The 25640-nt window shown below is 47.2% G+C and carries 19 protein-coding genes; 5 read left to right on the forward strand and 14 right to left on the reverse strand.

Going from position 1 to position 25640, the window contains the following annotated elements; translation table 11 throughout:
* The 6 genes from ACOTX2_RS15935 to silC all read right to left on the reverse strand — a co-directional run.
* Nucleotides 1–1900, reverse strand: a 1900-nt coding sequence (locus ACOTX2_RS15935; RefSeq protein ID WP_421625943.1) for a heavy metal translocating P-type ATPase, incomplete at its 3' end; no start/stop codon positions are given.
* Nucleotides 1901–2026: 126 nt separating this feature from the next.
* Nucleotides 2027–2467 (reverse strand): DUF411 domain-containing protein, encoded by a 441-nt coding sequence (locus ACOTX2_RS15940; protein ID WP_000758228.1) that lies wholly within the window; start codon nt 2465–2467, stop codon nt 2027–2029.
* Between the two features lie 86 nt (nt 2468–2553).
* Nucleotides 2554–5700, reverse strand: coding sequence for a Cu(+)/Ag(+) efflux RND transporter permease subunit SilA (silA, locus tag ACOTX2_RS15945; protein ID WP_000574029.1), 3147 nt, complete (start codon nt 5698–5700; stop codon nt 2554–2556).
* A gap of 10 nt (nt 5701–5710) precedes the next feature.
* Nucleotides 5711–7003 carry a Cu(+)/Ag(+) efflux RND transporter periplasmic adaptor subunit SilB gene (gene silB, locus ACOTX2_RS15950; RefSeq protein WP_000157620.1) on the reverse strand — a complete coding sequence of 431 codons (1293 nt, stop codon included), beginning with the start codon at nt 7001–7003 and terminating at the stop codon, nt 5711–5713.
* A gap of 113 nt (nt 7004–7116) precedes the next feature.
* On the reverse strand, nt 7117–7470 hold the full coding sequence (gene cusF, locus ACOTX2_RS15955) for a cation efflux system protein CusF (protein WP_001246155.1): 354 nt from the start codon (nt 7468–7470) through the stop codon (nt 7117–7119).
* Nucleotides 7471–7497: 27 nt separating this feature from the next.
* Complete coding sequence (gene silC, locus ACOTX2_RS15960) at nt 7498–8883, reverse strand: Cu(+)/Ag(+) efflux RND transporter outer membrane channel SilC (RefSeq protein WP_000475506.1); 1386 nt, start codon at nt 8881–8883, stop codon at nt 7498–7500.
* Nucleotides 8884–9072: 189 nt separating this feature from the next.
* On the opposite strand from silC, the gene silR reads away from it, so the two are divergent.
* The 4 genes from silR to copM all read left to right on the forward strand — a co-directional run bounded on the left by silR (nt 9073) and on the right by copM (nt 12401).
* Entirely contained in the window at nt 9073–9753 is a 681-nt protein-coding gene (gene silR, locus ACOTX2_RS15965; RefSeq protein ID WP_000697968.1) for a copper/silver response regulator transcription factor SilR, read from the forward strand.
* Entirely contained in the window at nt 9746–11227 is a 1482-nt protein-coding gene (gene silS / locus ACOTX2_RS15970; protein WP_000555736.1) for a copper/silver sensor histidine kinase SilS, read from the forward strand. The genes silR and silS overlap by 8 nt, the downstream gene beginning before the upstream one ends.
* A gap of 244 nt (nt 11228–11471) precedes the next feature.
* Nucleotides 11472–11903, forward strand: a complete 432-nt coding sequence (gene silE, locus ACOTX2_RS15975; protein ID WP_000790485.1) for a silver-binding protein SilE — start codon at nt 11472–11474, stop codon at nt 11901–11903.
* A 147-nt stretch (nt 11904–12050) separates the two neighbouring features.
* Nucleotides 12051–12401 (forward strand): CopM family metallochaperone, encoded by a 351-nt coding sequence (copM, locus tag ACOTX2_RS15980; protein ID WP_000647570.1) that lies wholly within the window; start codon nt 12051–12053, stop codon nt 12399–12401.
* 168 nt (nt 12402–12569) lie between these two features.
* On the opposite strand, the gene ACOTX2_RS15985 is transcribed toward copM, so the two are convergent.
* From ACOTX2_RS15985 to ACOTX2_RS16020, 8 genes are all read right to left on the reverse strand, one after another.
* Complete coding sequence (locus ACOTX2_RS15985; RefSeq protein WP_001239419.1) at nt 12570–14396, reverse strand: AAA family ATPase; 1827 nt, start codon at nt 14394–14396, stop codon at nt 12570–12572.
* 563 nt (nt 14397–14959) lie between these two features.
* Complete coding sequence (locus tag ACOTX2_RS15990; protein ID WP_001097216.1) at nt 14960–15259, reverse strand: helix-turn-helix domain-containing protein; 300 nt, start codon at nt 15257–15259, stop codon at nt 14960–14962.
* A 352-nt stretch (nt 15260–15611) separates the two neighbouring features.
* Nucleotides 15612–16538, reverse strand: a complete 927-nt coding sequence (locus tag ACOTX2_RS15995) for a hypothetical protein (protein WP_000262423.1) — start codon at nt 16536–16538, stop codon at nt 15612–15614.
* An 11-nt stretch (nt 16539–16549) separates the two neighbouring features.
* Nucleotides 16550–18106 (reverse strand): TnsD family Tn7-like transposition protein, encoded by a 1557-nt coding sequence (locus ACOTX2_RS16000; protein WP_001324699.1) that lies wholly within the window; start codon nt 18104–18106, stop codon nt 16550–16552.
* Nucleotides 18107–18146: 40 nt separating this feature from the next.
* Nucleotides 18147–19595 (reverse strand): ATP-binding protein, encoded by a 1449-nt coding sequence (locus ACOTX2_RS16005; protein WP_421625944.1) that lies wholly within the window; start codon nt 19593–19595, stop codon nt 18147–18149.
* The gene (locus ACOTX2_RS16010; protein WP_000351437.1) at nt 19595–21718 is read right to left on the reverse strand and encodes a transposase; all 2124 of its coding nucleotides are present in this window, start codon (nt 21716–21718) and stop codon (nt 19595–19597) included. Before ACOTX2_RS16010 ends, ACOTX2_RS16005 begins: the two co-directional genes overlap by 1 nt.
* A complete protein-coding gene (locus ACOTX2_RS16015; RefSeq protein WP_000090707.1) occupies nt 21705–22547 on the reverse strand; it encodes a TnsA endonuclease N-terminal domain-containing protein in 843 nt (280 codons plus the stop codon). The genes ACOTX2_RS16010 and ACOTX2_RS16015 overlap by 14 nt, the downstream gene beginning before the upstream one ends.
* A 142-nt stretch (nt 22548–22689) precedes the next feature.
* Nucleotides 22690–23892 (reverse strand): NAD(P)/FAD-dependent oxidoreductase, encoded by a 1203-nt coding sequence (locus tag ACOTX2_RS16020; protein ID WP_063148108.1) that lies wholly within the window; start codon nt 23890–23892, stop codon nt 22690–22692.
* A 228-nt stretch (nt 23893–24120) separates the two neighbouring features.
* Here ACOTX2_RS16020 and pitA point away from each other — a divergent pair, with 228 nt between their 5' ends.
* Nucleotides 24121–25620, forward strand: a complete 1500-nt coding sequence (gene pitA, locus ACOTX2_RS16025) for an inorganic phosphate transporter PitA (protein WP_022649706.1) — start codon at nt 24121–24123, stop codon at nt 25618–25620.
* The last annotated feature ends 20 nt before the right edge of the window (nt 25621–25640 follow it).

Below are 25640 nucleotides of genomic sequence, written 5' to 3' on the forward strand. Positions count from 1 at the left end.
TTTTCACGGGATCCGAGATAGCTATCAGGCCTGCAAGGTCCCCGTCTGTGGCCACATAGATAACGGTAGCGCCTTCCATCCGCAACGTATCCGCAACGGCCTTTTGATTATCAATAACTATACTGTTTTCCTGCATAGCCAGTTCATTACCAATAACAACCCGTTGACCTTCGACATCGCCTGAGACACCTTTACCCGACGGTGCATCGAAATGAGTGACTGCGGGTATTGCGATCCCCTTTTCCTGTGCTGCTTTAACTACTGCCATACCCAGCGGATGCTGCGAGCCTTTTTCCACTGCGGCTGTTACACGCAAAAGAGATGTTTCCCCACCCGGATTGAGACTGATAATCCCTGTCACCGTAGGCGAACCTTCCGTGAGCGTGCCTGTTTTGTCGACAACCAGCGTGTCCACTTTTTCAAGACGCTCAAGGGCTTCGGCATTCCTGATTAACACCCCGGCCTGGGCTCCTTTGCCCACCCCCACCATTATCGACATCGGCGTGGCCAGCCCCAGCGCGCAGGGACAGGCAATAATCAGGACCGACACAGCCGCAATGAGACCGTGCGCCATCCTGGGCTCGGGCCCCCAGACAGACCAGATCACGAAAGCAACAACCGCGATAAGTATCACCAGAGGAACAAACCAGCCTGAAACGCTGTCAGCCATTCTCTGGATGGGGGCACGCGAACGCTGTGCATCAGCGACCATCTGAACAATTCGTGAGAGCATTGTTTCATCACCGACTTTCTCTGCACGGATGATGAGACTCCCTGTCTGATTAATGGTCCCCCCGATGACAGGGTCACCCTCCGTTTTGGTAACCGGCATAGATTCCCCGGTCACCATCGATTCATCAACGGTTGTTTTGCCTTCGATCACGATACCGTCGACCGGAATACTCTCTCCAGGTCTGATGCGGAGCTTATCGCCAGGCAGGACATCTTCCGCATTAATATCCGTTTCATGACCGTCATGATCCAGCCGTCTGGCGGTTTTGGGGGCAAGGTTCAGAAGCGCAGTAATGGCGCCTGAGGTTTGTTCCCGTGCCCGCAGCTCAAGAACCTGTCCCAGCAGAACAAGCACCGTAATAACTGCTGCGGCTTCAAAATAAACGGCCACCAGGCCATCCATGTTTCTGAACGATGCAGGAAACCAGGAGGGGAAGACGGTTGCAATGACGCTGTAAACCCAGGCTACGCCGGTCCCCATTGCAACAAGGGTAAACATATTCAGGGAGCGGTTACGTAACGACATTCCGGCCCGGGCGAAGAATGGCCAGCCACACCACAACACGACAGGGGAGGCCAGAAGCAGCTGCAGCCATGTGTTGTACTGTGGCGGTACTGTATTCCTCAACTCGGGAAACAGATGAGATCCCATTTCGAGTACCAGAACCGGAAACGCCAGCAACAACCCCAGCCAGAAGCGTCTTGTCATGTCGTGAAGTTCATCACTCGGCCCCGTGGATGCCGTAGCTACGAGCGGCTCCAGTGCCATTCCACAGACAGGACAGCTTCCGGGACCACTGCGGCGTATCTCCGGGTGCATCGGACATGTCCACACACCTTCAGAATTCTCTTTTTCCGCCTGGTGGTGAGGCTGTTTTATCTGATCAGGGCTGACTTCGTGATGATCGTGGTGATGGTGATGGGAATGTTCACTGGCATCTTCGGTAAGATAACGATCGGGATGGGCTTTAAATTTACTCTCACAGCTGGCGGAGCAGAAATAAAGTTGATGGTCCTGGTATCGAATGCTGCTGTGCGCCCTGTCGGGCAGGATGGCCATCCCGCACACGGGATCTCTCACCTTATGCAATACGTGGCCCTCGTCCGGGGATAATGTCTGCTCAGAAGCAGTCTGGTTGTTGTGTTGCACTGCATTGTCATTTTTCACAGTAACTCTCCTTATGCATACCGAAGCATCTTCTGTCTTCAGGGTATGTCATGGATGCGATTACCACGAATATCGCCGGCACAGGAGTGCCTGCTACCGGCGTCCCGTTATCAGCCGTTCCGCTGACTATTCGATTCGCTGGAAGACTTTTTTACTTCCATCCGGTGAGAATGCGATAACATCGTAAGCCTCTTTTCGGGCTCCCATCTCCATTCCAGGACTTCCTGCTGGCATACCGGGGGTGGCGAGACCGTATATACCTGAACCAGACTGCATTGCCTTATGTATCGTTGTCGCAGGCACATGGCCTTCAATGATCAAATTACCGGCAACCGCGGTATGACAACTTCGCAGTCCTGCAGGAATAGCATGCTTTTCTTTCAGGGCTGACAGCGCCTGATCATTCATGACGTGAGTTCGTACTTCAAACCCGTCTTTTTCCATCGCTTTGCCCCACAGGGAACAACAGCCACAGTTTTCAGATTTGTACATATCAATCACTTTTTCACTCGCCATCGCGGGCAGTGAAAGGCCGAGAGCCAGCGCCATCAGAACCACTTTTTTCATACTCACCTCTGTATATTATCGATTTAAACCCTGACGTCAGGGTGAATCAGTAAAGAAGGACACCCACAGGGGGTGCCCTTTCAGGTTCAGGACACGCTTTTTTTATGTCTGCGCAGCCAGATTAATTTGTAGGCGGCAGGAATAATGAACAGGGACAGCAGCGGAGCCGTGATCATCCCACCAATCATGGGTGCCGCGATACGGCTCATGACTTCTGAACCTGCACCGGTTCCCCAGAGTATTGGCAGCAGACCCGCAATGATCACCGCCACGGTCATGGCTTTCGGCCGGACACGCAGTACGGCACCATGATAGAGGGCTTCATCAAGGCCTTCCGGTGTGAACGTCTCTTTACGGGACAATTCCGGGTGCGCTTCAATGGCATGACGCAGATACATCAGCATGACCACGCCAAACTCTGCTGCCACCCCGGCCAGAGCGATAAACCCCGTTCCGGTTGCGACAGACATATGGAAGCCCTGCCAGTACAGGAACCATATCCCGCCAACCAGGGCGAACGGCAGGCTCATCAGGATCAGCAGGGCTTCATCAACCCGGCGGAATGCCAGATACAACAGGATGAAGATGATCATCACCGTCATCGGCACCATCAGCTTCAGTTTCTTGTTGGCATGCTCAAGCAGTTCAAACTGTCCGGAGAATGACACGCTGGTACCCGGTCTCAGTTTCACTTTCTGACTGATCGCCGTTTTAATGTCATTAACCACCGACACCATATCCCTGCCGCGCGCGTCAATGTAAATCCAGCTGGCTGGACGGGCATTTTCCGTTTTCAGCATAGTCGGCCCGGAAACGACCTTAATATCCGCAACATCGCCCAGCGTGATCTGCTGCTTCATCGGGGTCAGGATCGGCATCTGTTTCAGGGCCTGCGGGCTGTTCCGGTAATCCTGCGGATAGCGGATATTAATCGGGTACCGGGCCACGCCTTCAACCGTTTCCCCTACCGTCGCGCCGCCGATGGCTGATGAGATGAACAGCTGCACATCGCCCACCGTCATTCCGTAGCGGGAGGCTTTTTCCCGGTTGATATCCACATCAATGTAGCGCCCGCCTTCCAGTCGCTCTGCGAGAGCAGACACTACGCCGGGTACGGTTTTGGCGACCGCTTCGATACTCTGCGCCGTTGCATCGATATCGGACAGAACCGTTCCGGACACCTTGATACCTATCGGGCTTTTGATCCCGGTTGAGAGCATATCAATACGGTTACGGATTGGCGGCACCCAGAGGTTTGCCAGCCCCGGTAAACGGACGGTCCTGTCGAGTTCTTCAATAATCTTGTCAATCGTCATGCCTGGACGCCACTGATCCTCAGGTTTGAGCTGGATCGTGGTTTCAACCATTTCGAGCGGTGCGGAATCCGTGGCGGTCTCTGCTTTACCGGTCTTGCCAAATACAGAGGCCACTTCAGGAACGCTTTTGATTAACTTGTCCGTCGTCTGCAGGAGCGCTGCAGCTTCAGCCGGAGAGACACCCGGCAGGGTCGACGGCATATACAACAGGTCGCCCTCGTTAATCTTCGGCAGAAACTCACCGCCCACCTGGCTCAGCGGCCAGATAACGGTGAAAATGGACAAGGCCGCAACCAGCAGGGTTGTTTTTGGCCAGTGGAGAACCCGCAACAGCAATGGATGATACGCTTTGATCAGTACCCGGTTCAGGGGGTTACTGGTCTCTGCAGGAATTTTCCCCCGGATCCAGAATCCCATCAGAATCGGAATGACGATGATGGCCAGCGCGGCCGCGCCCGCCATGGAGTACGTTTTCGTGAATGCCAGCGGGCCAAACAGACGTCCTTCCTGACCTTCCAGGGTAAAGATAGGAATAAAGGACAGGGTGATGATCAGCAGGCTGATAAACAGTGCGGGTCCCACTTCAACGGAGGCATCGGTAATCACCTTCCAGCGGGTGGCGTTGTCAATCTGCTCACCCGGATGCTGATGATCCCACTCCTCAAGCCGCTTATGCGCATTCTCAATCATCACAATGGCGGCATCCACCATCGCACCGACGGCAATCGCTATCCCTCCCAGCGACATGATATTGGCGTTCAGTCCCTGGAAGTGCATGACGATAAAGGCGATACACAGACCAAGCGGCAGAGAGATAATCGCCACCAGGGCAGAACGTACGTGCCACAGGAACAGGGCACAGACGATGGCCACCACGATAAACTCTTCCAGAAGTTTGGAACTGAGGTTATCAATCGCCCGGTCGATGAGCTGGCTGCGATCGTAGGTGGTCACGATTTCAACGCCTTCCGGCAGGCTGGCCTTCAGCGTCTCAAGTTTATCCCTCACTGCCGTGATAACGTCGCGTGCATTTTTACCCGACCGCAGGATCACCACGCCGCCAGCGACTTCGCCCTGGCCGTTCAGCTCGGCAATACCACGCCGCATTTCAGGCCCGGTCTGCACGCGGGCAACATCCCGCAGATAAACCGGCACGCCGTTCTCGCCTGTTTTCAGGACGATGTTATTAAAATCATCAATGCTCTGAAGATAACCGCTGGCACGGACCATATACTCAGCTTCGGCCATTTCAACGGATGAGCCACCGGCCTCCTGGTTAGACGATTCAAGGGCCTGTTTCACTTCGGGCAGGCTGATACCATACTGAGACAATTTTACCGGATTGACCTGAATCTGGTACTGTTTCACCACGCCGCCAACCGAAGCGACCTCAGCCACGTTCGGGATGGTTTTCAGCTCAAATTTCAGGAACCAGTCCTGCAGAGAACGCAGTTCTGAAAGGTCGTGTTTTCCGCTGCGATCGACAAGGGCATATTCAAATATCCAGCCCACCCCCGTGGCGTCCGGACCGATTTCAGAACTCACACCGGCGGGCAGTTTTCCCTGTACCTGGTTCAGGTACTCCAGCACGCGGGAACGGGCCCAGTACAGATCGGTGCCGTCTTCAAAAATGACATACACATACGAATCACCGAACTGTGAAAAACCACGCACGGTTTTTGCGCCAGGCACGGACAGCATGGTGGTGGTAAGTGGATAGGTGACCTGGTTTTCTACAATCTGCGGGGCCTGGCCGGGATAGCTGGTTTTGATAATGACCTGCACATCTGACAGGTCAGGCAAGGCATCGACAGGCGTGTTAATAATCGTCCATGTGCCCCAGATGCTGAGAAACAGGGCCCCCATCATGACCAGGAAACGGTTGGCGACAGAGCGCCGGATAATCCATTCAATCATCGTCGTCTCCTCAGTGCCCTGAATGCATATTTACAGGCTGGTCAGACATTGCTGGCATACTGCTTTCTGTTTTTTCAGGGTGGCGCATACGTTCCAGTGCGCCCGTAATATTGGCTTCAGAGTCAATGAGGAACAGGCCACTGACCACCACGGTATCGCCTTCATTCAGGCCGGAGCCGATGCCGGACTGTTGCTGTGACTCATGCAGAACGTGGATCTGTTTCGGCACAAACTTGCCTTCATCATCAACAGTAATCACGCGCTGTTCTTTGCCGGTATCGATAACGGCCTGGCTTGGTATCAGCAGCATCTCCTGGCTTCTGGTATTCAGTTTCAGATAGGCATTCATGCCCGGCTTGAGAAACTCATCCTTATTAGAAACCTGGAGACGGACCTGAAGCGTACGGGTTGTCTGATCCACGCTGGGAAGAATATTCCATTTTTCGACATGGAATGTTTTATCCGGATAAGCCGGTACCGAAATTTCAAACTGCGACGTATCTTTCAGCAGATAGGCGATAGATTCTGGCACTGCAGCGCTGATCCAGACCGGGTCCATTCCCTGAATCTGAGCCACCACCTTATCTTTCGAAATATTCATGCCGGTGCGCAGGTCAAATGCAGTAATGACACCATCAATAGGTGCTTTAATGGTAAAACGGGTCTGAATGCTCCGGGTAGAACGCAGTCTCTGAATATCCTCTTCCGGCATACCTGCCAGGCGAAGCCGTTCCAGAACGCCTTTAATTTGCGTGGAAGTACCACCGGTGCTGGATAACAGAAGGAATTCACTCTGTGCTTCCACCCAGTCCGGAATGGTAATATCGATAAGTGGCGTCCCCTTCTTCACATGATCGCCAATCGTCATGGGGTAGACTTTTTCGACAAACCCGTCAGAACGCGCCTGCACAATAACAAACTGATACTCGTTATAGCTGACATTAGCCGGGATTGTCTGAGAATAATTCAGCATTCCTCGCGTGACTTTTTGCGTTTTTAATCCCAGATTCTGAACCTGGGTTGGGTCGATACGGATCCCGCCACTGCTTTTATCGCCACTGTCATCAGCATATTTTGGCACCAGGTCCATATCCATAAAGGGCGATTTTCCGGGTTTATCAAATTTGGTATCCGGTTTCATTGGGTCATACCAGAAAAGCACCTTTCGTTCCGGTGCCTTTTGTTCTGTTTTTTCTGTCTTTTGTGCTGAGTTTACATACTGCCAGGCAGTAACCGATATCAGCCCCCCTGCTATGAGGCTGCTGATAATTATTGCAGCATATTTTATCTTTAAAGAAGCCATACAATTTTCCGCTAAAAAATCAAAACACCTGGCATATGCGCCTGACGGTTAACTCACACATATACCTATGTGAATGTACAGGCGCACAGGATGTAATCGCTCCGGACAGCCAATCAGGACTGCGTCACGTTAATGCTTTTGAGTAAGGAGATATTGCCCTGCTGAATAAACGAGAAATCGACATGGTTGCCTGTTTTCAGGGCATTAATAGCATCGTCTGCATTAACAAAAGTAAAGCGCATGGTCATTGCAGGCCAGCCCACCGCTGGAATTGCTTCATGCGAAATGGTGATTTTCTTAGTATTCATATCAATGTCTTTAACGACACCGGTGCCCTTGATAACTTGCTGTACCGAAGCATCACTGGCAGTATTCATATCGCCATGCTGATGTGTTTCAGCATGAAGACCGGCAGAAAACATGACAGAGAAGGCACCAAATAAAACGGCTTTAAGTGAATTACGCATTTTAATTTCCTGATTAATTAAATAAATTTACTCTACCCAACCGCCACCCAGCGCGGTAAACAGATTAATTTCGTTAACCTGCCGGGAATAGGTAAGATCGAGAATGGTTTGCTGGGTAGCGAAGAGGGAACGTTCTGCATCCAGCACTTCGATGTAACTGACAGCACCACTTGCATACAATCCTCTGGCACGCTGGAGAGTTATCTGAAGTGAATCAAGATAACGCTGCTGTGACTCAAGTTGCTGGCTAAGGCTGTCGCGCAGCGCAAGCGTGTCGGAAACATCCTTAAAGGCTGACTGAATTTTTTGTTCGTAATTAACCACCGACTGTTGCTGGCGAATTTCAGCCAGCTTCAGATTGGCTTTATTCCTGCCAGCATTAAATATAGGAATTTCAATTTTAGGGATAAAATTCCACATTCCACTTCCTGACGTAAACAGGCTGGACAGCTCCGTACTGCTTGCGGAAAGACCACTGGTCAGGGTAATTGAGGGGAAAAAGGCCGCTCGCGCTGCGCCAATATTGGCATCAGCCGCTTTCAGCTGATATTCCGCTTCCATAATATCCGGTCGCTGCAGCAAAATTTGTGAAGACAGATTTGGTGGCAATTTTACTGGGGCTATCTCCCCGCCTTTCATCCCTTTTTCTGACGGAAGTGCGCGGTACGTTCCCAGCACCAGTTGCAGGGCATTGTTTGCCTGAGCCAGATCGCCTTCTCGTTTGGCTATTTCGGCGCGGGTACTTTCGATTTGTCCTCGCGCCTGTTCAAGTGCCAGAACGTTCGTACTCCCGGTCACGAGCTGCTGCTCAACGAAAGCATAGGACTGTTGATAATTTTTCAGCGTTTCCCGCGCAATACGAAGTTGTTCGTACGCCAGTTGCTGGCTGAAATAGCTTTGTGAAACGTTGGATACCAGCAGGATGTGTACGGCCCGACGGGCTTCTTCGCTGGCAAAGTAGTTCTGGCGATCAGCATCACTCATGTTCTTAAGTTTGCCGAAAAAATCGAGCTCATAGCTGAGCTCCAGTCTCGCGTCGTACTCCTGTGTGGTCGGCTTGTCACCTTTCAGACCACCGCTGTATGTTATCCCGGATGAGGCATTCAGCTGGGGATAACGATCTGCATCCGTGACGTTGAACTGGGCTCGGGCCTCTTCAACCTTCAGGGCAGCCATTCTCAAATCACGGTTATTAGTCAGAGCTTCACCGATCAACCGGGTAACCTGGGGATCGACAAAAAAGTTACGCCAGCCCGTATCCTGATAGCCATTTACCGCTGGCGTCAGGCTGTTATGGGACAGTGAAAACTGCTGGGGTACCGGTGCTGCGGGCCGCTGATATTCAGGCGCAAGCGACACGCAGCCTGCCAGGATGAATATCGTGCTAATGCTGAGTAATTTTAATTTGAACATAACGCTTCTCGTCCAGGCAGACCTGGTAAATGGTTCAAATGAAGTCCAGAGTATTGATAGGGGTACTTTACCTAACGCTCTCTGTTTGCCGGGTGACAGGATAATGACAATGTTGTCATTTTTGCTGTAATCCGTTGATAACGATCGTGGGCGCAATAGAATGACATTAGCAGCCAGCCGGGGAGCAAGATGAAAATATTGATCGTCGAAGACGAAATTAAAACAGGTGAATATCTCAGCAAAGGGCTTACAGAGGCAGGGTTCGTAGTGGATCACGCTGATAATGGTCTTACCGGATATCATCTCGCCATGACAGCCGAGTATGATTTAGTCATTCTGGATATCATGCTACCTGATGTGAACGGCTGGGATATCATCCGCATGCTGCGCACTGCCGGAAAGGGTATGCCGGTCTTACTGCTGACAGCCCTCGGCACGATCGAACATAGGGTCAAAGGACTGGAACTGGGTGCGGACGATTATCTGGTTAAACCCTTTGCGTTTGCCGAACTGCTCGCCCGGGTGAGAACCCTTCTGAGGCGGGGAAACACGATGATCACGGAAAGCCAGTTTAAGGTGGCTGACCTCTCGATTGATCTCGTATCCAGAAAAGTCAGTCGCGCCGGAAACCGCATTGTGCTCACCAGTAAAGAGTTCAGCCTACTGGAATTCTTCATTCGCCATCAGGGAGAGGTTCTTCCCCGCTCCCTGATTGCCTCTCAGGTCTGGGACATGAATTTTGACAGCGACACTAATGCAATCGATGTCGCAGTAAAGCGACTCCGCGCTAAAATAGACAACGATTACGAGACAAAGCTGATCCAGACAGTCCGGGGCGTGGGCTACATGCTGGAGGTCCCGGATGCATAGCAAACCTTCCAGACGCCCTTTCTCACTCGCTCTGCGGCTGACCTTTTTTATCAGCCTGTCCACGATACTGGCTTTTATCGCATTCACCTGGTTTATGCTGCATTCTGTTGAAAATCATTTTGCCGAGCAGGATGTCAGCGATCTTCAACAAATCAGCACCACACTGAACCGTATACTGCAGTCCCCGGTGGATCCGGATGATAAAAAAATAAGCAAAATAAAGGAATCAATTGCCAGCTACCGCAACGTTGCCCTTTTGCTCCTCAATCCCAGGGGGGAAGTGCTCTTTAGCTCAGCTCAGGGGGCGGCACTACGCCCGGCAGTGAATTCAGCAGATTTTAGCGAGCACAGCCGCGCACGGGATGTCTTTCTCTGGACGGTGGAGGATCCTGCGGGACCGATGGATACCGGGTCCGAAATGAAGATGGAAACATACAGGATTATCGCCTCCTCTGGTCAGGCGATATTTCAGGGCAAACAGCAGAACTATGTCATGCTGACTGGCCTATCCATTAATTTCCATCTCCATTACCTCGATGCGCTGAAAAAGAACCTGATTGCGATTGCCGTCGTGATAAGCCTGTTGATTGTTCTGATCATTCGAATCGCTGTCCGTCAGGGGCACCTGCCCCTTCGTAATGTCAGCAATGCCATTAAAAACATCACCTCCGAGAATCTTGATGCGCGACTGGAACCGACACGCGTTCCCATTGAGCTGGAGCAACTGGTTATCTCGTTCAATCATATGATTGGAAAGATTGAGGATGTCTTTACCCGCCAGGCCAATTTCTCTGCCGATATCGCGCATGAGATCAGAACGCCCATCACCAATCTGGTGACGCAGACTGAAATCGCACTGAGTCAGGATCGAACACAGAGGGAACTTGAGGATGTCCTCTATTCCAGTCTTGAAGAGTATAACCGGATGACCAAAATGGTCAGCGATATGCTGTTCCTGGCACAGGCAGATAATAATCAGCTGATACCTGACAGGGTCATGTTTGACCTCAGAGCGGAAGTCATGAAAGTCTTCGAGTTTTTCGAAGCCTGGGCCGAAGAACGCAATATCACGCTCAAATTTAACGGGATGCCCTGCCTGGTTGAGGGAGATCCACAAATGTTCAGAAGGGCGATCAATAATCTGTTATCCAATGCCCTGCGTTATACCCCGGAGGGACAGGCAATCACCGTCTCAATAAGAGAGCAGGAGAGCTTTTTTGACCTTGTGATTGAAAATCCGGGGAAACCAATCCCTGAAGAGCATTTATCAAGGTTGTTTGACCGTTTTTATCGGGTGGATCCGTCCAGACAACGAAAAGGAGAAGGCAGCGGCATCGGCCTTGCGATTGTGAAGTCAATCGTGGAAGCACATCACGGAAGAGTGCAGGTGGAATCGGACGTACACTCAACGCGTTTTATCTTATCCGTGCCCAGACTGGAGAAAATGATTCCGGACACCCAGTGCTGGGAATAAAGATTTAAATGACAAAGATGTCATTAGCCTGTCATGCAGCAAACAGAAGCCATTCGATATAATTAGTGCAACTTATCAGGAAGGCTGGATTGCTTTATCAATATCCGGCGTCAGTGGACGCCAGGAAATGAATATCCAGTCCCCTCCCGGAGAAATAAACACTTCCGAACCTGTTTCAGTTATGGAACTGAAAACACCGGTTGTACTCCCCCGGACATCACTAATTAAGAAATGGAGAGTTATCATGAAAAATATCGTATTAGCATCCTTGCTGGGCTTTGGCTTAATTTCTTCGGCCTGGGCCACTGAAACCGTGAATATCCATGAGCGGGTCAACAATGCACAGGCACCTGCTCACCAGATGCAGTCTGCTGCGGCTCCTGTCGGGATCCAGGGGACTGCACCTCGTATGGCCGGTATGGACCAGCATGAACAGGCCATTATTGCTCATGAAACCATGACGAACGGGTCGGCGGATGCGCACCAGAAAATGGTGGAAAGTCATCAGAGGATGATGGGAAGTCAGACCGTTTCCCCTACCGGGCCGTCGAAGTCATTAGCGGCAATGAATGAGCATGAAAGAGCTGCAGTTGCCCATGAATTTATGAATAACGGTCAGTCTGGCCCACATCAGGCCATGGCCGAAGCGCATCGTCGCATGCTCAGTGCAGGCTGACGGCGAGGGAAGTATCTGTGCTGTCCTTATTTCCTTGATAGATTTTTCCGTAACCGGATATATGGCAACATCTTTGCCCCCTACAGGGGGCATTTTTATCAGATTCTGCTACAGTTAACGGGCATCAACGCTAAAAGGATATTTTTTATGAAAGCCAGAAACACTTTATTTGCAGTATTAATGTTATCCCTGCCAGCGATTTCAGCAGAACATTCAGAAATGAAAATGACTGATATATCTACCTCGGCTTCGTCACAGGAATATATGGCTGGCATGAAAGACATGCATGACAAAATGATGGCTGCCGTAAATGAGTCCGATCCCGACAAGGCTTTTGCGAAAGGCATGGTAGCGCACCATGAAGGGGCAATAGCAATGGCTGAGACCGAGCTCAAATACGGAAAAGATCCGAAAATGAGAAAGCTCGCGCAGGACATCATTAAAGCTCAAAAAGGTGAAATTGAGCAGATGAATAAATGGCTTGATAGTCAAAAGTAAACATTGTAGACATGTCACGACAAGCGTGATTTTACATCGTTCCTGGGCGCGGGAGTCGGTTAATCTTTATATAATTCAAACCCGATTAATTTCGGGTTTTTACTACTCTGTACTCCGGTCCTTTGTTGAGGACCGGAATATATGCACCTGAGATGCTTATTTAATACATTATCTCGTCATGGATACAATGTCGCTCAGGATCTCAACCAGCTCGCTTCTCTCCTGCGTTCCGTCATGATAGGTTGATCTTGAGATGATTCTTTCTGATGTCATCTGAGGCCAGAATTTATCTAGTACATTATCGGGTTTCATTCCCACAGCCCGGCCGATTATTTTTTTAGCGTCACAGGTGTCCGTAAACGTGACGGCTACACCAGTAATTTCCTCGATAAGATCCGGGCACAGATAGTTTTCTATCTCACGTTTGCGCGTAGCGAAAAATACCTTACCGGCCTCCTCTACTTCTTTTTTACGCTTCTGGATGGACAGAACCTGTGCAGGGTCTCCCCCAATATCGGAGTCCAGAAATACGCACCAGGGAAGCCCCAGATCTTTGGCCAGATTCAATGTAACCCAGTGTTTGACGCTACCACACCCTCCTATGAGGACTGGCACTATTTTCACGTCCTCCAGAGAGGCTGGCAGCGCACCTGACTGTTTTAATGAACTGGCCGCATGCCTCAGGAAAGTAACATCCGACTTTCCCTCTACCAGAACAATCCCCTGCGCCCTTTCCATACCGGTCTCTGGCAGCACCCCCAGGCTTTCAGTGGCTTCCTTCAGCACTGCGTCATCCGGCATTTTTACTACGGGTTCACCCGCCTCATTTCGGGTAACATAACGTACGCCTTCGACAGGGATTAATCCGGCCAGCGCCGGGACATGGGTGGTGACGATAATCTGACGATGCGGCTGGCCTGCCAGTGCCAGTAACGCTTTCATCAGCATCATCTGATAGTTCGGATGCTGTGACGTTTCAGGCTCCTCTATGGCATAAATCACATTTCTGGGCGTCCCCGCGACATTCTTTTCAGCCTCAGCCCGAAAAAAATTCAACAGGATAAGCCTCCTTATCCCGCTGCCGCGCTTATTGATGGGGATGCCATTTTCCCCGTCCAGGGTGAAATTGAAGGTCCACTTGGGTTTCTCCTTAAATCGTGGAGTCAGTTCACTGGCGAGTTCGGGGGCCATTTCACGTAATTTATCCAGCGTTCTCTGTGCGACATCCAGGACGCTGTCCTGAATCTCATTTTCCAGCGCTGTAATTTTGTCCTGCAGCGCAGCCTGAGCGTCTTTTACGGCCTGCTGTAAGGGGTTTTTAGCTTCGGAATCCCCGTCGCTGCTTTCCCTGTCGGCTTTGAAAATCGCATACGTGGGCAGCAAATCGAGGATCTTACCCCATAATGATTTTGTGTCGGTTCCGAACTCTTTATCGACATCCAGCATAATTTCCGAACAGGTATAGGGGGCTGCGGCTTCCCTGATGGCCTGACGCCATAACGATGCAGTGCGTTTATCCGCCACATTTTTTTCAACTTCTTTTCCCACCGCCTTGAGCTCAGAAATTTTCATGCCCAGTAAATTTCTCAGGGGCTCCTCATCCGGGTGGATGCAGCGGATGCAGGTCTGCTCCGGTTTTCCTGAGGTCGTTGCTTTAAACGTTTTGACGATTTCAAAATTGCCGTCCTCATTCAGCAGATGTTCTGAGGCGAGCGTGGTCTGCACCCTGTCGTCGATCATGATAAAATCGGGCAGGTCATCAAATTCACAGGCTATTTCAAAACGGCCGTCCCCTTCTCTTAGGCTGAAACAGTTCATGTCATTCTTGTCAGCCTTCATTCCTTCTGTTTCAAAAAAAATAGCCAGCGCTTCCAGAAGCGTTGATTTCCCAAAGTCATTACGACCGACAATACCCGTCATGCTTTCATCAATAATGATTTCAGTAGAGTTTCTGTAGCCTCTGAAGTTTTTCAGTTTTAATTTTCTGAGCCGCATATGAAGTCCTGTGTGTAAGAAAGCGTTTTGCTGCAACCTGAATACAAAATATATTTTCAAATGCCTGCCAACAAGCAGGGATAACCGTTATTCAGAATATCTTAACGACATTTCGGGATTATGATCTGGTCGCGCTTTCAGAACTTTACTGCCCCTCAAAACACCGGAAACTAACTTGTGGTTGGTTACATGGCAAAGTTAAAACTCCAGAATCACGGGTAATGATTTCAATGCTTATTATATTTTTTGGAATTGACTCATGAGCTTTATAATTTAAATGATAATAATAACCATTCTTTTATGCGTAATATTTGCTACTGACACTGATGAATTTAAAAGAAGATAGATTTTCATTTACGGATAATTTCCTAAATTTATCGATAATGTGATCGACATAAAATTTTCACTGAAGAATGAAGAGATAATTTAAGGCCGAGCGAAATAGCTCAAAATGGTGTATTTAACATAACAGAAGAAATGAAAGGCTCTATCGCAACCTGATACTTCAGGCCGCTAAGGGGTTAATCTTGTTGAAGAAAAATTAGACCGGGAAGCGCCAGGCGTCACCATTTCTCCCGCCTGGCTGGAAGTGAAGAATAATTGTGCATAGCTCCGTATTCGGGCTTTGCATCTGACAATGGTTCCCTGGATGAAAGTACGATCTCCACTCCAAGGACGCTGAACACCCTAAACAAACGCTCAAAACCCGCACTTGCAGGGTTGGCCTCTAGTCGGGCATAAGTTTGCTGTGTTATACCCAAACGTTCAGAAACATCTTTTTGCGTCAGTCCATTGGCTTTGCGAAAGCCGATTAAAACAGGACGTAACTGATTCAAAGTCTTCAAAGCGTATTGAGTGTTCATAAGTGACCTTCCGTATCGACGAGTTAACAAGCATAACGCAGGGATTTACAGCATATAGGCTGTAATGCTCATTAACAGACTATAGGCTGTAATACGAATCCTGCCAAGATGCGGCATCTTTCAAATACAAGGCCGTATTGGGTAAGCAGTACACCGTTATATAGCACCCCTTGCCCCTTTGCTGGAGAGGGACCCACGTGATCGCAGGTCTTTTAGACGTTGTTGCTAACCGGCATCATACACAGGTGGTAACCCCCAGGGAAACTCTATGAGTGATAATTTATTCCTGCCCCAGTCAAAATATAAAACCTTATCTAACTAGCTTTCTTAGTATTTTATAAATGAAGTGAAATTAGCGAAGAAGTTTTACATTGTAAAGTGAGCAAAAATATTTACCATTCAACTGGCAAAATTTACAATCTGCAGCCCTTAGCCTGAGAAAATGCACATTAACAGAATAATCATCAAGTCCGATAGAGGCATAACTTACGTCCTCAAAAATATCAGAAATAAATGAGTTGAAATTACAAAAATTAACTTCACTTAACATCTTGAACACCGCAGAAATATATCTATCATGCATTATCTTGACTTCGATAACCTTAGATAAACTTGAATGCGACTTACATTTGAAGAGATCAAAGAGAAAGTAAATCAGCATATTTTTATTGTCCGAAATCCATTTTAAAATTTTATTACGTGCACATGGTAATATATACACTGGATTTTTGAAAGGGTTTGAAACGTCAACCACAAGGGAACAATAACCATGAGGATTTATTCCACTTATAATTAAGTCACTAAGTCCTTTCACTGCATTCAAATAGTTATCAAAACAAACCTCATATAAACTGGTACTATGAACTGCACATTTAGATTCAAACAACCATCTATGACGCAGATAACCAATGCCTTTAGAGTGTATATCTTCAACAATACATTTGTGACAGTAACGAATGTTTGAGATGTTTACCAATGGATATGAATTAGTTATGTGAAAATTTTTCCGACAGGCATCTTCAACAGCGTTAAAATACCCGTAAACACCAGAAGATAACGACACTATATTGGAAGTTAGTATATAACCATTTCTAGTGGCAAGAATGTCATATATATCCTGCAAGCTATGCAATTTGTACATATCAATCAGTTCGAAACGAGGAAAGGCATCGTACCTTAGTGCGCCATGCTTTGATATTATGTTCCTGCAATTGGATAAGTTATACATTATCTGTGAACGCAGAAGAAAACTGTGCCACAATTCATTTTCGTAAACCATATAACTCCCTCTTATTTAATTAGTTCCATTTTTCTGAGAAGTATCATTGTCATTGGTAGTTTATCTCTGTATTTCAAAAGCCAGCCATGCCCTCCCAGTAAAGCATCTAGACTTGTAAGTGACATCGAGTACTGCCCCTGAGATAAAACATCATTTATTAATGATGATGAGATAATATCTCTCTCGCTCCAGTCTACTCTTTTATTTTTATAGCATCGTATTGTTTTAGGAAGACAGGAATTAAGCCAGTCACATTCATGTTTATTTAGCCAATAGAAACTTGCATAACAACTTTCTTTGACTAACTTTCGTGTTATAGAAACGGATTGATTATGTATAAATCTTAATATTTTCTGCTTATGACGCCGTCTTAAAGAATCTTTTTTACATTTTTTACGCCATGAGCATAAACCGTAACAAGATGAAATTACAGAGGATACAGCTCCTTCCGATAATGAGTTTTTCTCAGCTATGGATGCCAGACTAAACCCCCTTACAGCCATAGACTTGATAAGCAATTCAGTGAATATATTAATTTTTGTGTTTCGCTTAAACGCCCTCAGGTATTTTTTATAAATAAGTGTTTTAATGTAACATCTGCTGCGACTAAATTCCTTCCCAAGGTTGCTAACACTAGTATTATTTTCAACTATATGAAAACTGTATTTCTTATGACTTTTAAAGATTTCTTTCTTTTTATTAGTACGACTTCCTGCATACGTTGGCCAGCAAGTATTTAACAAACAATAACAAAGCAAAAGATGCTTTGTGGGATGCTGACAACATTTGTCTTTGAGTATAGGCTCCCAGTAATGATAATCAGTTAGGGATGTTGGTATAAGTCCCGATGAACCCTCCCCAAATAACTGGCACTTAGCATAAACATGTGCGTAGAATACATTTTTCTTTAAATTTCCATCCAATGATAATAAATTCAACTTTTTAAGTACATCCATGTAATTGGGGTGTGTAATATCTTTTCTTCTGATTATATTTAGGGACTCATAACAAAACTTAGCAAAATCGAAGTCTATCTCATTGCTAAGTTGTTCTGTATACGAAACAGGAGGCATCAGTCCAATACGTATGTGCGGTGAAGAAGGGACATGGATGCTTTCAAGCGCTACCGGATGCCGATGGCAGGTTGTAACCCCATGAAGCTGATGCGCCAGATGCCAATAAGTAACACCATAATGAAAAGTATCTTCACGAGCGCAAACCGGGCAAAACTTCAATAGTGTGCGCTGCCCTAGTGAAAAATTACTAAGGCGGCACAATCGATTAAGCCTGGCAGGGGTCGTGTTGAAATCCATAATTTCATTACGACTGATTGGTAGTGCCCAGGCAAAAAGAGGGAGTAAAGTCTGTTCATGCCAGAGCTGATCTGCACTTTCGGATGTATGAAGAGAAATAGCCTTTAATCCTGAATTGAGAATTGGATGGACGTTCATATCAGGTTTGTTGAAAATGATCGTTAACAGAGAAGATGGGGACATACCGTACACGGTAGTTGTCCGACAAAACCGGCTGAACAAGGATTCATCAGGCAAAACAGGCAACATTCTCATTTCCCACACCTCTCTTTGACCGTTACGAACTGTTACCTCATTACAATTTATTAAGTGGATCTATATTTATAAGCCCGCAACGCTGAAGAGCATCGTAGGTATTTTTCTTTTCAGCTGTTCTGTTGATAACAAGATCGTGGTCAAGAGACAGTATTTTCTCGTCGAAATTGCGCAAAACCTCGTCTATTTTTCCTACGAATTCCTTGTGCTGTGGCCTGTCTATATCCCCAGGGATCAAAGACTTTAGGGACTTCTCTGCCATGATTTTAGCCGAAGCATCACCCTCATTAGATGCAGAGAGCCATTTAGCTTCCTCATCTTCAGTCGCGGCCCCCGGGAGTGGAGTATCCTTATATTCCTCCGTATGACTCACGAGTACCGGTACAGAGGCCGACAAGACTGCGCCAGTGATGATTTCATTGCCGCTACCGATAACCTTTAATTGTGCCCCCCGATAAATCATCTGAGCCAATCCAATATTGCCTTTAGATAAAATGAATAATTTTTCGTTTAACTCATCATTTAATGGAGTTTCAACATTTGTCCATTGTAATGGCCATAAATAATGAATAAACGATTGCCAGTCTTGTGAATCGTATCTAACATTCTTAATTTTCATGTAACCACCAGACTCTGCCCGCCTGGCAATTCTCATTTTCTTTGTCAGCGTCTCGTCAAAAGGATGATTTCCACAAAAAACCATAGATACCCCCATGGAATCTACAATTTCATGTAAAAAATCAATCAACTTACTCTCACCCCCGGTTCTTGAAAATTTAAGCCTCTGCATTTCATCAATAACAAGGATACCCAAAAATGATGATTTAATTCTTTGTGCAATCTGGCGAGCCAGAGCACCATTTCTAATCTCAGGTGTAGTTCGTTCAATACCAATTGCATCATCTAATTTTTGTAAAATCTCTTCACAAAGGTCTCTCACACTTGAATTGTATGGACAATTAATCTTTACCCATACAATTTGCTTACTGAAGCCGGGAAAAACTCCTTTATAGCTGCTGTGTTCTATAATCTGAGGGAAATGATCCATGACTTGCTCAATCATGGTAGTTTTTCCAGAACCACTCATTCCAACTATCGTAATAGTTTCAGCCTGGGATTTAAAATATCCACTTTCTGGCTCAATATCAGGACGCTCATTTCCATAGTAATGAAGATATTGAATTGTTCCGCTTTTTAAAGAATTACGAGCTGCATAGCTTTCCCTAAGTGCCCGTAAGATCATCTTATAAGCCTGGATAAGATTGGTTTGAGGGCAACGGAATTTCTTTATACGTTCGACATACTGCTCTCTAACATTCGCCGGGGCAGTCCAGCGGATTTTTTCGTCAATTTCGGGGAAATAACTCATTTCCAGAAGTACTTCATCTTCCGTAAGCGCTTCAGGAAGTGCTTCAATTAAGGGATTGCCACGATACTCAGGTAACTCCTGTTCTTTATATATCGCTGAAACGCGCCGTATAAGATTCATTATTCTGCGTCCTCAGTCTTCTTCTTACCTTTTAACCATCTTTGTTTCTCCTCCCGGCCAGGCAAAAGCAGAACATTACTGGATGAAGGAAGTAGGGGTTCAGATCTTCCATTAGCAACATGAGTTCGCCCTAATGAATCAAGTTCATTTTTCCTGTTCTTTTTAATATCTTTACCATGTACCCGGCGAGATTCGTATATTTCATTTAATCTTTCGTTACCTTTCCTGTTAAATTCATCTTTATTATTGATATTGCTGAGCGAATCCAGAGTAAATAAATTAATTTCTTTTTGAGTATCTACCCAATCAGCCATTACATCTGTATCAAGATGAGCTTTCCCTTTAAATACATCTCTTTTCTTAAGTAGGTAATGTTTTTTGAAAATGCTATTTTTGTCAAATCTTACATATATATAATCTACGCAATTGTCATCTATTCTTGCTTCACAAGTGGTTCTTCCAAATACTCTGACACCTGATGCAATTTCAGGATCACATTCATAAAAAAGATTATTGTACTGAATCCCACCGGCGGTAATGTTAGCGTTCACAGGGATTAACAATCGTGCGATCACTTCGTCGGCCCCAACGGCTCTTGCGCTGAATCTCCCGTGCTTTAAGCTTATCATCCAACTATTTTTTGGTGATATTACGAGATCATTTTCAATCAGTAAGGGATTGATATAAGCCAGTTCCTCATACGTTCTCTGATTATGTGCAAGTATCTCCCGAATCAGTAAAGACGTGACCTCCTGAATCGTTAAACAAGCCCTGGATTGCGGTGTTGGCTCTCCTTTAACAATCTTTCCCCTTCGTGTTGTTCCAATAAGCCTATGAATAACCTCATCATTCAGAATGCCGAAACAGCGTTCAACAATGCTTTTTCTGTCGCCTCTACCGACTGGCGCAAACTCAAGTTTTGTCAGGGGGGTCATCTCTTCCTGAGGTTTAAGACCAATCATCTCCCCGTTGTCACACATCAATGTTAATGGAATGTGAGAACAAGGCCAATCATCATCAGTAATAGAGATTCCAAATAATCTACAATATTCTTTTTTTGGCATAAAGCAATTTGCTAACGCTTGTCGGGCGGCTCGCCATGAAGCATGGTATAAAGAAACATGAAGGCCAACAATCATTCTTGTTGCACGATCCACCACTGTATAAATAGTAGGACGCCCAATGACTTTTCGTCTGTTTAAACTCGAAATAAGATGTACATCAGCGACAGTTGAGTCTATTTCGAAAACATCACCCGGCAAAACAGTTGTATTAGCCACACTACCTAAAAGCGCCCGCATTTTGAGGTCTATTTCTTTTTTCGTGTTCTTCTTATTTATCGAGAAATCTTTAGTGAAGAGTTTTTTATTCCAGTATGAAAATTGTTTTAAAGAAGGAACATATGGAGCTCTATTTTCTAGGTTTGCTGTTTTAATTTCATCCCTAAAATACAAATCAATATGTCTCTCTAATGTTTTCTTTATCGTATCTCCGTTAACTTTATAATGATACGTAATGAGAGATTTTCTAATATTATTTATATCTCTTTCATTAAGAATGAAAACACGTGATCGTTCATTAGGTAATGCTCTGTTTTTTTTGGAATTCCCAAGTTTAATTTCATGTTTGATTCTACTTTTCCCAGCGGCGCCACAGTTCGAGAATGCGGGTAGCAATGCATAAATATCCTGCCCATGTCGCCAATACAACGCCAGAAGCGTTCTGATAGTATATTGTGATATTTTTTTATTTCTTGAGTAATCCATTAAAAGGTGCGACTTTTTATGTAATGCATAGTCGAACAGAAACATTCTGTCATCTACAAGATCTTTAATGATATTGTAATTTTCATCTCGCCTTCCTCTGTCTTTATCTGTTAATTCTTTCTCATCTACTAACATATATGAAGGATATATATAATCTTTACAAGTTATGCTATTTGATTCAATATAATATTTAAACATTGAAAATGAGAAAGGGATTGGCTTACCCGTTCTTTCTGATTTTATTTTAAACAAAATTAACAAATCGACCTTTCTGTCAAAATCCAAAACACGGTAAAGTCCCTCTGCAAGCAAATCAGTGCCTTGAGAGAGCCAGACTGAATTCCTAATAATATCCATTTGCGTTCAGTCCTATATAGTGGTCATTGGAAATTATCTTTATCAGACCGGTTTCGAGTATTGGATATGATAAATCAACATTTATCATTTTTAATCCAATCATTGCCTGCAATAACATCATCGCTTCTTGTGCATCTACCCCAAAGATTGATGAAATCATTGCACGTAGTCCTACTATGGGATAAACATCTGGTTTAAGCTTCCATAGGATTTTATCAAGAGGATATTTATCATAAAATTCAGAACCATCTCTTAATACAGAAGTAGCCCAGCAAATGTTTTTACCGACGACGTTATTGAGTTCCGAGCCAACATAAATTTGAAACTCAACATCAATCAACTGCCAAAACATCCTCTCTATTTCAAGTTTTTGGGCTTCGCGTTCAGGTATGCTCTCGTTATGTTTTACTGCTATAGCTTTGTATCGAAGTCCGCCTTCAGGAGTTCTCAAGGTCAGTAAAAAATCGGTTGTCATAACATTCAGAACTTCGACAGGTACTCCTCTTACTCCCCTCACCATAGGATGTTGAAAATGTAGATGATTTGCTATTTGTTGGGTAAGCCGGAGAGGAAAGAGTGGGAATTGTTCCCGGATATCAATCACCGAGTCATTAAACTCAGCCAGATAGAAAAAGTTACTTTCGACAGAAGAAAGGAGATGATGGTTTCGAAACGTCTTAAGGCCAAAGACTATCGAACGGTTTCCACGGGATTTAACGTCCTGAGCTCTAAGCCAGGGCTGATAACTTTGGCCATAGCCCACTCCTATGCCGTCACCTAGCGCATTTTCATAATCCAAATAGGATTTGAGACGCCTACCCCTAGCCATGATCGTACCCTAAAAACGACATTGATACGTACCTATATGTGCATTTTATAGTCTCCAACCCTATAACCACACATTCAGTAATTATACAACATTAGCGTCGTTTTTTGAGAATGGTTACAACTTTAGTGCTTTGTGTACAACTTTATTGTCCTCGGACATCAGCGAGTGCCTGCGCGCATGCCCAGGCACTGGCCCACGCCCACTGGAAGTTATACCCGCCGAGCCAGCCGGTTACGTCCATCACTTCACCAATGAAATAAAGACCCGGCACGTTGCGGGCTTCCATCGTGCGGGATGAGAGTTCGTTTGTATCCACGCCGCCCAGCGTCACTTCCGCCGTGCGGTAGCCTTCGGTGCCGTTTGGCTGTACGCGCCAGTTCGTCAGCGTCTCCACCAGCGTGTCCTGCTCGCGGCTGTTGAGCTGCTTAAGCGCAACATCCGGAATTTGCCCTAACACCTGCAAGCACTCCACGAGACGCTTCGGCAGCTGCATCGCCAGGGTATTTTTCAGGCTTTGATTCGGGTGCGCGGCGCGTTGCTCATTGAGGAAGGCGTCCAGATCGCAGTCCGGCACCAGGTTTACGGAGACAAACTCCCCCGGCTGCCAGTAGCTGGAGATCTGCAATACCGCTGGCCCCGAGAGACCGCGATGGGTAAAGAGCAGGTTTTCGCGGAACACCGTGCCGTCTTCGGCCGTAATGACCGACGGCACAGACACGCCGGAGAGCGTCTGAAGCTGTTCCAGCAGCGGCTTATGCAGCGTGAACGGCACCAGCCCGGCGCGCGTGGGTAATACTTTCAGGCCAAACTGCTCGGCGATTTTGTAGCCGAACGGTGAGGCACCCAGCCCCGGCATCGAGAGGCCGCCGCTGGCGATCACCAGGTTATCGGCGCTGACGGTTTCGCCGTTGAGTTGCAGCGTGTACCCTTGCTCGTTACGGGCGACGTCCAACACTTCGGTGCGCAGGCGCATGACTACGCCGCCTTTCTCGCACTCGGCCACCAGCATATCCACGATTTGCTGGGCAGAGTCGTCGCAGAACAGCTGTCCCAGCGTCTTCTCATGCCACGCGATAGCGTGTTTACCCACCAGTTCGATGAAATCCCACTGCGTGTAGCGCGCCAGCGCAGATTTACAAAAATGACGGTTCTGGCTCAAATAGGCCGCAGGCTCGACATAAAGATTAGTGAAATTGCAGCGCCCGCCACCGGACATCAGGATCTTGCGGCCAGGCTTTTTTCCGTTATCCAGCAGCAGCACACGACGACCCGCTTGTCCGGCCATTGCCGCACAAAACATACCCGCCGCACCGGCGCCAATTACTACGGCATCAAACCTTTCCACGTCAAAATCCTCTTCGTTAACTGCCGCGGATTGTAAAGTTTCCTCAGTGGTCGCACCAGCGCAAAAAGATATTACAAAGCCATTTCATTGATATTTAAAGATTATCTATTCAGGCACATTTCTCAAATCAGGTGGTATGTCAAAAAAAGTCTATATTTCACTTTGCCCGTTGCGCATTTGTCCTGGATAATGCGCCGCGTTCATGTCCTCAAAATGGCGTAACGTCCTATGCTACATTTGTTTGCCGGCCTGGATTTACATACCGGGCTTTTATTATTGCTTGCTCTGGTTTTTGTGCTGTTTTACGAAGCGATCAATGGCTTCCACGACACTGCAAACGCAGTTGCAACGGTTATCTACACTCGCGCAATGCGATCGCAGCTTGCGGTCGTTATGGCGGCGGTATTTAACTTTTTTGGTGTCCTCCTGGGCGGACTGAGCGTTGCCTATGCCATTGTGCATATGCTGCCAACGGATCTGCTGCTTAACGTGAGTTCCGGTCATGGCCTGGCCATGGTGTTCTCAATGCTGCTTGCTGCGATTATCTGGAACCTCGGTACCTGGTATTTCGGCCTGCCGGCATCCAGCTCTCACACCCTTATCGGCGCGATTATCGGTATCGGTTTAACTAACGCCCTGATGACCGGTACATCGGTTGTTGATGCGCTGAACCTTCCTAAAGTACTGGGTATTTTCGGCTCTCTGATCATCTCCCCTATCGTCGGTCTGGTGGTAGCAGGTGGATTGATTTTCATCCTGCGTCGCTACTGGAGCAACACGAAGAAACGTGCACGTATCCACCTGACGCCAGCAGAGCGTGAGAAGAAAGACGGCAAGAAAAAGCCACCGTTCTGGACGCGTATCGCGCTGATCATTTCCGCTATCGGCGTCGCCTTCTCTCATGGCGCGAACGATGGTCAGAAAGGTATCGGTCTGGTGATGCTGGTTCTGATTGGCGTCGCACCGGCAGGCTTCGTGGTTAACATGAACGCCTCTGGCTATGAGATCACCCGTACCCGTGATGCGGTAAACAACGTTGAGACTTACTTCCAGCAGCATCCTGATTTGCTGAAGAAAGCGACCGGCGTAGACCAGTTGATCCCTTCTCCTGACTCTGGCGCACTGACTGCACCGGGCGAGTTCCATTGCCACCCGGCAAACGCGATTAACGCGCTGGAACGTGCGAAAGGCATGCTGGCCGATATCGAAAGCTACGACAAACTGGCTGTAGAACAGCGTGGTCAGCTGCGTCGTATCATGCTCTGTATCTCCGACGTGACCGATAAAGTCGCGAAGCTGCCAGAGGTCAATGCTGACGATAAGCGTCTGCTGAAGAAACTGAAAGGCGATATGCTCAACACCATTGAGTACGCGCCAATCTGGATCATCATGGCGGTCGCGTTGGCGCTGGGTATCGGTACGATGATTGGCTGGCGTCGTGTGGCGACCACCATCGGTGAGAAGATCGGTAAGAAAGGCATGACCTATGCTCAGGGCATGTCCGCGCAGATGACGGCGGCAGTGTCTATCGGTCTGGCGAGCTACACCGGTATGCCAGTCTCCACCACCCACGTACTCTCTTCGTCCGTGGCAGGTACCATGATTGTTGACGGCGGCGGTTTGCAGCGTAAAACCGTGACCAACATTCTGATGGCCTGGGTGTTCACCCTCCCGGCGTCCATCCTGCTGTCTGGCGGTCTGTACTGGATTTCGCTGAAGCTAATTTAATCGGCTGAAGGCGACAAAAA

Origin of the sequence: Enterobacter cloacae complex sp. IR5412 (assembly GCF_049237385.1) — a bacterium.
GTDB classification, from domain to species: domain Bacteria; phylum Pseudomonadota; class Gammaproteobacteria; order Enterobacterales; family Enterobacteriaceae; genus Enterobacter; species Enterobacter intestinihominis.